Source organism: Zobellia sp. B3R18, assembly GCF_018860715.1.
Taxonomy (GTDB): domain Bacteria; phylum Bacteroidota; class Bacteroidia; order Flavobacteriales; family Flavobacteriaceae; genus Zobellia; species Zobellia russellii.
In genome coordinates this window covers 249,935-264,237 of sequence record NZ_JAHKQG010000013.1, presented here as the reverse complement: position 1 = coordinate 264,237, position 14,303 = coordinate 249,935, and the positions used below count along the sequence as shown (strand labels likewise).

Genomic DNA, 14,303 nt, shown 5'->3' with positions numbered 1-14,303 from the left:
AATTTTAAATGGCAGTAGATTTATTGTTAGGATTACAGTGGGGAGACGAAGGAAAAGGAAAAATAGTTGATGTACTTACAACAGATTATGACATCATCGCTAGATTTCAAGGAGGCCCAAACGCAGGGCATACATTGGAGTTTGATGGCATAAAACACGTATTGCACACCATACCTTCGGGAATTTTTCACAAAAATGCCTTAAATATTGTTGGTAACGGGGTAGTTATAGACCCGGTAATCTTCAAAAAAGAATTAGACGCATTAAAAAAGTTCAATTTAGACATAAAGTCCAAATTGTTCATCTCAAGAAAAGCACACCTAATATTGCCTACGCACCGCTTGTTGGATGCGGCTTCGGAAGCATCTAAAGGAAAAGCAAAAATTGGTTCTACCCTAAAGGGAATAGGCCCAACTTATATGGACAAGACAGGACGTAACGGTATGCGTATCGGTGATCTTGAAATGTCCGATTGGAAAGAAAAATACCGCAATCTGGCCAACAAGCACGAAGCCATGATCGCTTATTACAATGTAGATATACAGTATGATTTGGCAGAATTGGAAAAAGACTTCTTTGAGTCTGTTGCCGAATTGAAAGAGCTGACTTTTATTGACAGTGAGGAATATCTGTACCAAGCTCAAAAAAGCGGAAAGAAAATATTGGCAGAAGGCGCACAAGGTTCTTTATTGGATATTGACTTTGGAACTTATCCTTTTGTAACATCCAGTAATACCACGGCTGCAGGTGCCTGTACCGGTCTTGGAGTTGCTCCAAACCAAATTGGCGATGTAAAAGGAATTTTTAAAGCCTATACTACCCGAGTTGGTAGCGGCCCTTTTCCTACTGAACTTTTTGATGAGGACGGTGAGACCATGGCCCGCGTGGGTAATGAATTTGGCGCTACCACTGGCCGCCCTAGAAGATGTGGTTGGTTAGACCTTGTTGCTTTAAAATATGCTGTGATCATTAACGGTGTTACCGAATTGATGATGATGAAAGCCGATGTTTTAAGTGGATTTGACACCATAAAAGTATGTACCGCCTACAATTACAAAGGAGAGAAAATAGAGCACCTTCCGTTTAATATCGAAGCAGAGAACGTAACGCCCGTTTACTCGGAAATGAAAGGTTGGAAAGAAGACCTTACAAAAATGAGCAGCGCCGATCAGTTACCTGCATCGTTACAGGAATACATCAGTTTCTTGGAAAAAGAACTTGAAGTGCCTATTAAAATAGTTTCCGTAGGGCCTGACCGTACGCAGACTATACACAGATAACCAAAGGTTACAGAAGAGCTTCGGAATATACATTTTTCGATATGTAGTTTAGGATAGTGTGGATACTTACAGATTTCAGTGCGTTCTGTAAACCTCCTAAATCTATCCTAAACTATATTGCTTCCTTTAAAAAAAACCTACTTTTGGGCAAAATTCAGATAGCATTGAACCTACTCCGCATTTTTTTGTTCTTCCTTGGCGCAACTCTTATAGGCCATGCACAAGAGGAAAAGACTTCCTCTAAGGATACCACACAGAGTAAACAGATCAATATTGTTTACGGTGCCAACTTCACTAAAAACGAAGCCCAATTTCCCGGTGCCTCTATCTTTAGCAAGGATGACAAACAAGTACAATTTGAACACCAAGGAGCAGACCTCTGGTGCGATATTGCCATATATTACCAAAAAGAAAACCGTTTACGTGCTCTGGGCAACGTGCGCTTGCAACAAGGGGATTCCTTAGAAATGACCAGTGGTAAAATTAATTATGACGGAGAAACCAAATTGGCCAAAGCCTTTGAAAGCGTTCTTTTAGAGACTGACCAGCAGAGTAGTAAAGTAACACTTAGGACAGACACATTATATCTAGACCGAGAGAATCAAGAGGCTTACTACAACAGTTTCGGAACCATTGTAGATTCAACCAATACGCTTACCAGTGAAATTGGTCGCTATTTCATGGAATTGGATAAGTATCAGTTTCTAGACAGTGTACATATAGACAACCCACAGTATATTGTGGATTCCGAGCAACTGGACTACTATACTACCTCCAAGAACGCATACATGTACGGCCCTTCTACCATAACCGGAGAAACCTATAAAATCTATTGCGAACGCGGCTTTTACGACACTAAAATTGAAAGTGGCTACGGGATAAAAAACACCCGTATAGACTACAATAACCGTATTATTGAAGGGGACAGTGTTTATTTTGATAAAGCCACAGAATTTGCCTCTGCCACTAATAATATTATAGTAACGGATACGGTAAACAACGGAATTATCCGTGCGCACTATGCCGAGGTCTTTAAAGCGAAGGATTCGGTATTTGCCACAAAACGGGCTGTTTCAATTAGTCTTGTGGAGCAGGATTCACTCTATATGCACGGAGATACCTTAATGATTACCGGAAAACCCGAAAACAGGATACTACGTGCCTTTAGGAACGCAAAATTCTACAAAACCGATTTAAGCGGAAAATGTGATTCCATTCATTCTTCGGAAAAAACAGGAATTACCCAATTAATACGAAATCCGGTTTTATGGAACGGCGATAATCAAATGACGGGAGACAGCATTCATCTGATATCCAACTTGGAAACAGAAAAATTAGACTCGCTCAAAGTATTGGAAAATGCTTTTATTATTTCGTTGGATAGTATAAGTATGACCGGCTACAACCAAGCCAAAGGCAAAGACCTATTTGGTAAATTTGTAGACAACGAGCTTAAATACATAGACTTGGTAAAGAATACCGAAGTTATTTATTATATGTACAATGATGATGAAGAGCTTATAGGTATAGACAAGACCATTTGCAGCAAGATAAATATTGTAATGGCCAATAACGATGTGGAAGACCTTACGTTTTTCATAGAGCCCGATGGCGATATTTTTCCAGAAACGGAACTCCCTGTTGAAAGCAGGAAACTAAAAGGTTTCATTTGGCGTGGTGATGAACGTATAGTAACAAAAGATGATATTTTTGATGAAGATGACAACAACGTTGTCCTCCCCATCATAAGAGGTATAGAAAATCCTATAGATATTGATGCCGAAGAGGCGGAACGTTCCGGTAATTCCAATGACCCGGTAAACAATATCCCCCCTGCCAACAACAAAGCTCCGGCCCCTACCCTTAGGCCTAAGGTCAAAAAAGTGACTTCCAGTTCCGTACAATGAAACAAGATTTTTTAAAATATCAAGCGCAAACCTCACCACATCCGTTGGCTTTAGAGGTTTCGCACGCTAAGGGCAGTTATATTTATGACACCAAGGGCAATGCACATTTAGATTTTGTTGCAGGGGTTTCGGCATGTAGTCTTGGCCATTGCCACCCTAAAGTGGTGGCCGCCATTCAGGAACAAACGGAAACCTATATGCATGTTATGGTATATGGGGAGTATGTTCAGCAACCTGCCGTAGCTTACACAAAATTACTGGCATCGCTTTTACCGGATTCTTTGGAGACCACGTATATGGTCAACAGCGGAACGGAAGCCGTTGAGGGTGCCATAAAGCTGGCAAGAAGGGCTACGGGAAGGAGCCAATTACTGGCTGCGCGGCACGCCTACCATGGCAATACCATGGGCAGTTTAAGCCTAATGGGCTATGAAGAACGAAAAAGTGCGTTTAGGCCGCTTCTACCGGATGTAGGTTTTATTGAATTCAATAACGAGGACGATTTAAAAAAAATAACCGAAAAGACGGCTGGGGTCATTTTAGAGACCATACAAGGGGGTGCCGGCTTTATTGAGCCTAAAAACGGGTATTTAAAAGAAGTACGTCAGCGCTGTAACGAAACGGGCACTTTGCTCATTTTAGATGAGATTCAACCTGGTTTTGGCCGTACGGGAAAACTGTTCGCTTTTGAGCATTATGACTGTGTTCCCGATATTTTGGTTACCGGAAAAGGAATGGCTTCCGGACTTCCCGTAGGTGCATTTACCGCATCCCAAAAGCTCATGGCTACCCTACAGGACAGCCCTAAACTAGGCCATATTACCACTTTTGGTGGAAATCCTGTCATTGCAGCGGCCTGCTTGGCCACGCTTAAAGAAATTACGGAAACGCAACTTATCTCTCAAACCCTTATAAAAGAAGCCCTTGTTAGAAAACTGCTTCAACACCGACTAATTAAAGAAATTAGGGGAAAAGGGCTTATGCTGGCTTTGATTCTGGAAAATGCCGAAATAGCCAACCATTTGGTACTAACCTGTGCCAAGAAAGGTTTAATTCTATTTTGGTTACTTTTTGAGCCCAAAGCGGTTCGGATTTCTCCGCCTTTAACCATTTCAACAGACGAGATTGAAAGCGGTTGTGGCATAATCCTTGAGGTTTTAGAAGGTTATAAGCAATAACCTGTTAACTAATTTGTTAATAATATAGGTGTAATCACGTTTAAAAGTGCCATTCAAAAGGCTACTTTTAATAACATAGTTTAACCAAAACGTTCCTATGGCGTTAGAATCCAACGAAAGGCCCAATAGGCCGATTGCCAAGTTTGAATCGATGCTTAAAACCGACGACATCTATTTCTTTGATGCCGAAGATTTTGAAGACATCATACATCACTATTTGAACAACGGCAAAATAGCGCTAGCGAAAAAAGCAATTAAAATTGGTCTGCAACAGCACCCAGATTCTATTGAACTGAAGTTGTTGAATATTGAGGTATTGGTTTTTGAAAACCAACTGGATATTGCGGAGCAGTATCTGGACGAACTTCAAATATTAGACGCTACCAATGAGGAAATCTTTATTCAGCGCGCTAACATATATTCTAAAAAAGACAATCACGAAGCGGCGGTAGCCCTGCTTAACCAAGCCTTGGATTTAGCAGAAAACAGCTTTGATATTCATTCCCTACTAGGAATGGAGTACCTCTTTATGGACGATTTTAAACTGGCCAAAGAGAGTTTCATGCGCTGTGTCTCTTTTGATGAACAGGACTACTCCTCACTTTACAATGTTATTTACTGTTTTGAGTTTTTGGAAGATCACGACGGTGCCATTGTGTACTTGAACGATTACCTAGAGCGCAATCCTTATTGCGAGGTAGCATGGCATCAGCTTGGAAAGCAGTATATGTATAAAAAAATGTATACTGAGGCCCTCGCGGCATTCGACTTCGCCATTATATCCGATGACACCTTTATTGGTGCATATTTTGAGAAAGGGAAAGTGCTTGAAAAACTGGGCAAATACAATGAGGCCATTGAGAATTATGAGACTACCATTAAAATGGAGGACCCAACTTCGCATGCATATCTAAGAATAGGCAAATGTCATGAGCGGCTGCAGAATGACGATATGGCCAAGTATTATTACTACCATACCGTTCATGAAGACCCGTTATTGGACAAAGGTTGGTTGGCCATCACCGATTTTTATTATAGAAGGGAAAACTATACAAAAGCCCTTTATTACGTAAACAAGGCTTTGAATATTGATGGCGAAAACCCTCTATACTGGAAGAAGTGCGCCTACATTAATGCTGCGCTTAAGAAGTATGATCAGGCAGATTTTGCCTTTAAACAAGCTGTAGACCTAGGCAATTACGAACTAAAGACATGGCTTAACTGGGCAGATGTAGTCCTTAACAATGAAGACGCTACCAGCGCATTACAGATTTTGGCCCAAGGACAGGAATTCTATCCGGACAATGCAGAACTTAAATACAAAGCGGCCGGTTTTCATTTAGCCAATAACGATATTATTAACGGTCGTATTTGTTTGATGGACGCGTTAAAAATAGATATTCAAAAATTACCGCTATTCTTTGAGGAATTTCCTCAGTATACCAAATCCGAGTGGGTTTTAAAAGCTGTAGAAAAAGCCGAAAAATCTTCAAAATAAACATTTAATTACCAAGCCCTTATAATTTTAAATTAGAAAAATTATAAGGGCTTGGTCCATTTTTTCCTACGTTCAAATTTTAAAAGCTATTTTTGCTTTTCAACGAACAAACCACATGGAAAAAAGAAACTTTTTAGACTATACTTTCATTACCTTAAAAGGTATGGCCATGGGCGCCGCCGATGTTGTACCAGGAGTCTCAGGCGGCACAATTGCCTTTATTTCCGGAATCTACGAAGAACTTATCACCTCTATTAACAATGTAGACCTTTCTCTTTTTAAGGAGCTTAAGGAAAACGGACTAAAAGCCGCTTGGAACAAACTGAACGGAAATTTTCTATTGGCCCTTTTTGCCGGGATTGCTATAAGCGTTCTGTCTCTGGCAAAACTAGTAAGCTGGTTGTTGGAAAATAAGCCAATCCTTATCTGGTCTTTCTTTTTTGGACTGGTTATAGCAAGTATTCTACTTGTAGGGAAAGAGGTGCAAAAATGGGACGCAAAAACGATTATTGCTCTAATTTTAGGGGCTGCCGTGGCCTATTACATTACTATTTTACCGCCATCGGAAAGTGCGGATAGCCTTCCCTATCTTTTTCTTTCAGGAGCTTTGGCCATTTGTGCTATGATTCTTCCTGGTATTTCCGGAGCTTTTATTTTGGTCCTGTTAGGATCGTATAAAACCATTATTGATGCCGTTCATAATCTGGATTTTAAGATTATTGGTACTGTAGGTGTTGGGGCTATATTCGGTCTTTTGAGTTTTGCCAAGCTTTTAAAGTGGATGTTCAACAATCAAAAGAACCTTACCTTGGCCTTACTGACCGGTTTTATAGTCGGGTCGCTTAACAAAATATGGCCTTGGAAAAGAGTACTGGATACCAAAACCATTGGTGAAAAAATCATTACCATAGACGAAAATGTAAGTCCGTTTAATTTTGATGGCGACAATCAACTTATGATTGCCGTTATAGCGGCATTGGCCGGTTTCTTGGTAATTTTCATCCTTGAAAGAACCGCTTCTAAAAAATAAGTCCCCTTTTCATGTACAATACCAGAACATTTCTTGACAAATTCTTTTTGGTCATAAAAGGTCTGTGCATGGGTGCCGCTAATAAAGTACCCGGTGTATCAGGAGGTATTGTTGCATTTGTGGGTGGTTTTTACGAAGAGTTTATTTACTCGCTCCAAAAAGTAAACCGCAAAGCATTCAAGCTATTGCTAAACGGTAGGTTCAAGAGTTTCTTCCGGTATATTAACGGTACGTTTCTCTCCCTTTTGATTTTTGGAATGCTGGTAAGCTATTTTAGTGTTTCCAAACTCTTGGATTATTTCTTGGAGCAAAAAGAACTCTTTGTCTGGGCCGCATTCTTTGGTATGATCCTGGGTTCTATTTATTACATTTCAAAGGACTTTGAACACTGGAACAAAAAAACCATAACGGCCGGCATTATTGGTCTTATTGTAGGTATATCCATTAGTTTTTTAAATCCCGCAAAAGAGAACGACAATCTGTTTTTCATTTTCGTTTGCGGTATTATTAGTGTATCCGGTATGACGTTACCGGGTCTTTCCGGCTCCTTTATACTTATTCTTTTGGGCAATTACGTGCTGTTATTGGTAGATTCCGTTAATGCCCTCTACGATACTTTTGCTGAAGTTTTACAAGGCGATTACAGTTTTACCAGTAATAAGGAACGCTTGGATACTTTAATCATTTTGGCCGTGTTTACGGCCGGTTCAGCAACGGGCTTGGTTAGCCTTTCCCATCTTCTGACCTATGTTCTTAAGAACTACAAACACATTACCACGGCCGTTATCATAGGCTTTATAACTGGGTCTCTGGGCGTGGTTTGGCCATGGAAACGCACTATTTTTAAAACCGATGCTTCAGGAGAATTGGTTTTGGATAGCAACGGAAAAGAGATTATAAGCAACTATGAACGTTTCTTTCCCGATCTGACTACTTCGGAAACCTGGTGGGCCTTATTTTTTGTGGTCTTTGGTATTGCCATTTTATTGGTATTGGATTGGTACGGAAAGACGCGTAAGGATACGGAGTTAACACAGCAAGCATAAACGATTTTACACTTTAGCCTAAATATTAAAAATGAAAAAAGTACGATTCGGACTAGTAGGTAAAGACATTTCATATTCATTCTCCAGAGGGTATTTCACCCAAAAATTTGCGGATTTAGGTTTGGAGGACCATTCGTACGAAAACTTCGATTTTCAGGCTATTGAAGAAATTCAGGACGTATTGGACAACAACTCGGATATTAAAGGAATGAACGTTACCATTCCGTACAAGCAGGAGGTAATGCCTTTCCTCACAGAGCTAGACCCCGAAGCCGAAAAAATAGGGGCCGTAAACACCATACAGTTCTCTAAAAACGGGCTAAAAGGATTCAATACGGACGCCTATGGGTTTAAAAATGCCATGGCGCCGTTCCTTAAACCACATCATACCAAAGCACTTATTTTAGGTACAGGCGGCGCTTCTAAAGCCGTGGCCTATGTTTTGGGTGAACTTGGTATTTCCTATATTTTCGTTTCAAGAAATCCGGGGAAGAACAAAATAAGTTACGACCAAGTCACCGAAGAGGTATTAAAGGAACACACCATTCTTATAAATTGTACGCCCTTGGGAACACACCCCAATATTGAACAGCGGCCTGCCCTACCCTATGAATTTATAACTGACCAGCATTTTCTGTTCGACCTGATCTACAACCCGGAAAAAACGGCTTTTCTAACCGCCGGAGAGGCCAAAGGCGCCCAAATTTCCAATGGTTTGCGCATGCTGGAACTTCAAGCGGACCGTTCTTGGGAGATTTGGCAAGAAAGTTAATCCGTCTTTGCTCCCATCACCTTAAACGTAACTACCTAAGACCAAGCATCTTTCGGCTGCCCTGCCATTTTCTGGGCCTTAGGAAATATTTCTATCGCACTCAAAAGCTAAAATACCCCCATACCTTTTGATGTTAGATTGGTTGTTAGTATCTTACCCTTGCATTTTGCAAAATCAATATCTCAGAAACGATGGAAGATAAGGAACGGGAACTACAACATAACGTAGGGGAAGAAAACAAAGAAGAAATCACCAAAACTACGGAGCCTACCGCAAATACGGAAGCCTCTGAAGTGGTAGATATTCCTGAAAAAGAACCATCCGGATCACCAGAGGAAAAAGATGCTCCAACAGAGCCTGCAACTACGGAAGCCGCCGAAACCGAAAAAACAGAAGCGGCCCCTTCAAAATCTACCGATGAGGAGGAAGTTGCCACAACTGCCGAAACTAATGATACCGCTTCCAAAGATGATGATGCCGTACTGGAAGAAATAGATGAGAACAATGCCGAAGATGCCGAGGATACGGACAATCAAGAGCGACACACCATTCCGCTTTTGGACTATCACTCCATGTCCATGGAAAATTTGGTGGGAGAGCTTCAGAAATTGGTCCGTAATGAAAAAGTACAGGCCATTAAAAAGCATGTAGACGGAATCAAGTCAGAATTCGACCTGAAATTTCAAGAATTTATAGAAGGCAAAAAGGAAGATTTTATAAACGGTGGTGGTAATGAAATAGATTTTAGATACAATTCCGTAACCAAAAGGCAGTTTAACGAGGTGTATTCGGATTACCGTGAAAAGCGGAACCAGTACTACAAATCCCTCGAAAAAAATCTAAAAGAGAACCTTAACAAGCGCCTTGAAATAATTGAAGAACTTAAAAGTTTGGTCAATGTAGATGAGGATATGAACACCACCTACAAGGCGTTCAAAGAACTTCAGGAAAATTGGCGCAATGCAGGGCCTATTCCAAGAACGGAATACAACAATGTATGGCGCACCTACCAGCACCATATAGAGATTTTCTATGATTTCCTTCATCTAAACCGTGAGTTGCGCGACCTTGATTTTAAGCACAACCTAGAAGAAAAGGAAAAACTGGTGGCCCAAGCAGAACTGTTGGCCAAAGAACCGGATTTAACCATTGCTTTTAGGGATTTACAGACGTTACATAAAATCTGGAAGGAAGATATTGGGCCCGTTGGCCAAGAGCACCGCGAGGAAATCTGGGAACGGTTCAGTAATGCCACTAAGGTTTTACACCAAAGAAGGCAGGACCATTACAAGGAATTGGATGCCCAATACGAAAAAAACCTTGTTGCCAAAAACGAAATTATAGCGTCCATCCAAGCTATGTCCGCCAACGTGGCCACCAGTCACAAGGCACTACAGCAACAGATTAAAAAACTGGAAGAGCTTAGAAATGCCTTTTTTGCTGCCGGAAAAGTTCCCAGAAATCAAAATGAAAAAACTTGGGACGCCTTTAAAACTGCCGTACGCAACTTTAACCGAAGCAAGAACGCCTATTATAAGAACCTCAAAAAAGAACAACAAGAGAACCTGGACAAAAAACGGGCGCTACTTGACCGTGCCGTTGCCTTAAAGGACAGTGAGGAATGGGATAGCACCACGCCGGAAATGAAGCGCATCCAGAATGATTGGAAGCAAATTGGACATGTTCCTAGAAAATACTCGGACAAGATCTGGAAAGAGTTTAAAACGGCCTGTAACCATTATTTTGACCGTTTGCACGCTTTAAAGAACGAAGGCCTTAAGGAAGAACAAGAGAACTTTGAAAAAAAGAATGCCTGTTTGGAACGGCTATCCGCTTTTGAGCTTTCAGGTAAAAGGGAGGACGATTTAAAAACGATCAAAGAGTTTATTGCCGAATGGAAATCCTATGGTAGGGTTCCTTTCAAAAAGAAAAACATTGACCAGAAGTTCAATAAAATCCTGGACGGAATTTTCAAGAAATTAGATATTGACCGTCAAGAATCGGAGTTGCTTAAATACGGTAATAAAATTCAGCAATTGGCAGATGCGGATAATGAGCGCGCCATACAGAATGAACGTAGTTTTATCCGTAAAAAAATAGAGGAAAGCAAAGCCGAGATACGTCAACTGGAAACCAACCTACAGTTTTTCTCCAATGCCTCAGAGGACAACCCGTTGGTGCGCGATGTGGTAAAACGCGTAGAAGCCCATAAAGAAACGCTTGAAACCTGGAAAGCTAAGTTAAAAAAGCTCAACATTTTAAAGCATGATTTAAACAAGGCCAACGAGGAAGAGGAAGCAGCAAGCGGCGAGGAAGAATAGTTTCTTTTTTCACTAACTTTTTTATACTCTCAAGTTTCGTATGGACTTTGGGATAAAATTCTGTGCGGGATTATTTGAAATAAGACGGCGAGAAAACTTTGGAAAAACGGGCTTGGATTCTTCTCTGTTTAAGATGGTATATACGCTATATTTTGAAACCTGAAAGAATGAAGAACAACAACCTATTGAAACCAAAATTTTTAGCTTTTACACTATTTTTCCTTTTAAGTTTTACCTCATTTTCGGCCCAGGCCATAGACCAAAATCCGCCTAACATTATTATTTTTCTGGTAGACGATATGGGACTCATGGATACTTCGGTTCCGTTTCTAACGGATGCCAGCGGTAACCTAAAGAGTTATCCGCTCAATGATTTTTACCGCACGCCAGAGATGGAAAAATTGGCGAGTCAAGGTATTCGTTTTACCAATTTTTATGCCCATTCCGTATGTTCACCAACGCGAACCTCAATTATAACGGGTCAAAACTCGGCCCGTCACCGGGTTACCACATGGATAAAATCCGAAGAGGACAATCGTACAGAATATGGTCCAACGGATTGGAATTGGAAAGGAATTACCAAAGAATGGGTTACCCTTCCTAAAATCCTACAGCAGGCCGGCTACAAAACAATCCATGTAGGCAAGGCCCATTTTGGGCCATTTCAAAGCGAAGGCGAGAATCCACTTCATTTAGGTTTTGATGTCAACATAGCCGGTAGCTCTATTGGGCAACCGGGCAGCTATTTGGGTACGGAAGCTTTTGGGCATACCGGAGGGAATAAAAAAAGGGCCGTACCGGGCTTGGAAAAATACCACAGCAAAGATATTTTTCTTACCGAAGCCTTGACCCTAGAGGCCAATTTGGCCATATCCAAAGCCAAAGAAGAAGGCAAGCCGTTTTTCCTGAACATGGCCCATTACGCGGTACATGCCCCGTTTTACTCGGACCTCCGTTTTGCTAAGAACTATGTAGATTCGGACAAATCGGAGAAAGCGCAGGCCTATGCCACCTTGATCGAGGGAATTGACAAATCCTTGGGAGATATTGTACAACATGTAAAGGATTTAGGCTTGGGCGAGAATACGCTTATCCTATTCTTAGGCGACAACGGTTCGGATGCTCCCCTACCAATTGAAAACGATTATAGCAGTTCCGCTCCCCTAAAAGGAAAAAAAGGAAATCATTGGGAAGGCGGTATGCGGGTTCCGTTTATTGCATCATGGGTTACTCCTAACAAAGATGCGGCATCCCAAGAGAAATTACCCATTGCCCAAAATGCCGTTCAGCAACAGATAGGTACGGTTTTGGATATCTTTTCAACCCTCTGCCATGTTGCGGAAACAAACGTTCCTGAAAATTATGTAACGGACGGGTTCGATTTAAAAGAACAGTTGAGCGGACAGAAAAACAACCAGCGTAACGAGGTTTTCCTTAATCATTTTCCGCATAGCCATCGCTCCAACTATTTTTCCAGTATGGTTGATGGCAATTGGAAGATCGTGTACCATTATCAGGTAGAAGAAGAACCACTGTATGAGCTGTTCAACCTAGCGGAAGACCCTTTTGAAACCCATAATTTATCAAAAGAAAACCCTGAACAACTGCAACAGATGGTAACCACTCTATCTAGCGAGCTAAAGAGCAAAAACGCACTCTATCCGGAAAAAGGGCAGCACACTTTAGAGGTGATAGCACCCCAATAATGTTAAAATACATTGTTTTACCATTAGCCTAGAATAGCCCAAAAAAGAGGTGTAATTCCTTAACCGAAACCGCTAAATTCATTAATTTTGCCCTGCAAAATAACACTTGATGTGTAGCCTTGACACCTAGGCAAAGATTACTCTTTCCTCTTTGCCCTTATGACTGACTCCATCACTCTGTTCTAGGTCATTATAAAAATGAAAAGTACGTTTTACAAAAAACTATCTCTTTGGTATCGAAAATTTCAAATTAGCAAATCGCCTCAAATGAATTTGGTCTGGGGGTTCTTTTTATATACCCTTGTGGGATTTATTCTGCTCTCCATTCCCCTATTCCACAAGACCGATATTTCTTTTTTGGACAATTTATTCATCGCCACTTCCGCAATTTCTACTACGGGACTTGTCACGCTGAGCATATTTGACTCCTACAATTTTATGGGCCAGTTCATTATCATGGTTCTTATACAAATAGGCGGTATTGGCTATATGACCTTAACCACCTATTATCTAATGTTTACCACCAAAAAAATAACGCACTGGCATAACAAATTAATAGGAACAGAATTTACATTGCCAGATACCATACAAATCAAGGATTTTATAAAAAGTGTAATTGTCTTTACCCTATTTATGGAAACTATAGGAGCCGTTCTTTTCTACTTTGCCTTTACAGATACAGGTATGGGAAGTTTAAAGGCTATATGGTTTTCTATCTTTCATAGCATATCATCCTTTTGTACCGCAGGGTTCGCATTGTTCAATGATGGTTTTGAGAGTTTCCATGATAATACCTTTATAAATTCAGTTGTTGCCTTATTGGCCATTGCCGGGTCCTTAGGCTTTATTGTAATTACGGATTTATGGTACCGCATTACCGGAAAATCCAAAGAAATTTCATTTACGACCAAAATTATCGTGTACGGGTTCACGCTCCTTCTCTTTCTTGGGACCACTCTTATTTTTACCACGGAATCAGAAGCATATTTGGGGCCTAACCATACACTTATGACCTCTTTCTTTCAGGCCATGTCTGCGATGACAACGGTTGGTTTCAATACCACTGCCATTGGAGACCTCTCCTTGCCTATTTTATTGTTCATTACCTTTCTCATGTATATTGGTGCATCACCTTCCGGTACAGCGGGCGGAATGAAAATTACAACCCTCACCGCTATGCTCTCCATTCTAAAAAGTAGGCTTTTGGGCCAGGAAAAGATTACGTTCTTAAATAGGTTGATACCCTTTGAAAGAATTTATGTGGCCACCTCTACATTTATGCTCTATACGAGCTTGATTTTTCTGTTTTCTTTTCTGTTGTCCTACAGCGAAGACTTTTCTTTTGAGCGTATCCTTTTTGAAGTCGCTTCGGCATTGGGCACTGTGGGATTGAGTACAGGTATAACAGGTGAACTTTCCCAACTGGGCAAGCTATTGCTAATTTCCCTTATGTTTATCGGTCGCGTTGGTGTACTTACTTTTGGCTTTGCATTACTCCGTCAGAAAAGGGAGGAATCCAAAAAAATAAGACCCGATGATTTAGCTGTCTAGAAGTTAATACGCTC

General features: G+C 40.9%; 10 protein-coding genes. All 10 read left to right on the top strand.

Annotated features, from left to right (window positions below; all coding sequences use genetic code 11):
- Window positions 1-8: 8 nt before the first annotated feature.
- The 10 genes from KO513_RS15700 to KO513_RS15655 all read left to right on the top strand — a co-directional run bounded on the left by KO513_RS15700 (window position 9) and on the right by KO513_RS15655 (window position 14,289).
- On the top strand, window positions 9-1,280 hold the full coding sequence (locus KO513_RS15700) for an adenylosuccinate synthase (RefSeq protein ID WP_215914210.1): 1,272 nt from the start codon (window positions 9-11) through the stop codon (window positions 1,278-1,280).
- A gap of 143 nt (window positions 1,281-1,423) precedes the next feature.
- Entirely contained in the window at window positions 1,424-3,187 is a 1,764-nt protein-coding gene (locus KO513_RS15695; RefSeq protein ID WP_252735884.1) for an OstA-like protein, read from the top strand.
- On the top strand, window positions 3,184-4,365 hold the full coding sequence (locus KO513_RS15690; RefSeq protein ID WP_215914209.1) for an aspartate aminotransferase family protein: 1,182 nt from the start codon (window positions 3,184-3,186) through the stop codon (window positions 4,363-4,365). Before KO513_RS15695 ends, KO513_RS15690 begins: the two co-directional genes overlap by 4 nt.
- A gap of 97 nt (window positions 4,366-4,462) precedes the next feature.
- The gene (locus KO513_RS15685) at window positions 4,463-5,863 is read left to right on the top strand and encodes a tetratricopeptide repeat protein (protein WP_215439808.1); all 1,401 of its coding nucleotides are present in this window, start codon (window positions 4,463-4,465) and stop codon (window positions 5,861-5,863) included.
- A 115-nt stretch (window positions 5,864-5,978) separates the two neighbouring features.
- Window positions 5,979-6,893, top strand: coding sequence for a DUF368 domain-containing protein (locus tag KO513_RS15680; RefSeq protein WP_215914208.1), 915 nt, complete (start codon window positions 5,979-5,981; stop codon window positions 6,891-6,893).
- Between the two features lie 11 nt (window positions 6,894-6,904).
- Window positions 6,905-7,939: a DUF368 domain-containing protein gene (locus tag KO513_RS15675; RefSeq protein ID WP_215914207.1), complete on the top strand. Its 1,035-nt coding sequence runs from the start codon at window positions 6,905-6,907 to the stop codon at window positions 7,937-7,939.
- Window positions 7,940-7,970: 31 nt separating this feature from the next.
- A complete protein-coding gene (locus KO513_RS15670) occupies window positions 7,971-8,711 on the top strand; it encodes a shikimate dehydrogenase family protein (RefSeq protein WP_215914206.1) in 741 nt (246 codons plus the stop codon).
- Window positions 8,712-8,902: 191 nt separating this feature from the next.
- Window positions 8,903-11,032, top strand: a complete 2,130-nt coding sequence (locus tag KO513_RS15665) for a DUF349 domain-containing protein (protein WP_215914205.1) — start codon at window positions 8,903-8,905, stop codon at window positions 11,030-11,032.
- 167 nt (window positions 11,033-11,199) lie between these two features.
- A complete protein-coding gene (locus KO513_RS15660; RefSeq protein ID WP_215914204.1) occupies window positions 11,200-12,738 on the top strand; it encodes a sulfatase-like hydrolase/transferase in 1,539 nt (512 codons plus the stop codon).
- Between the two features lie 198 nt (window positions 12,739-12,936).
- Window positions 12,937-14,289, top strand: coding sequence for a TrkH family potassium uptake protein (locus KO513_RS15655; protein ID WP_215914203.1), 1,353 nt, complete (start codon window positions 12,937-12,939; stop codon window positions 14,287-14,289).
- Window positions 14,290-14,303 lie beyond the last annotated feature (14 nt).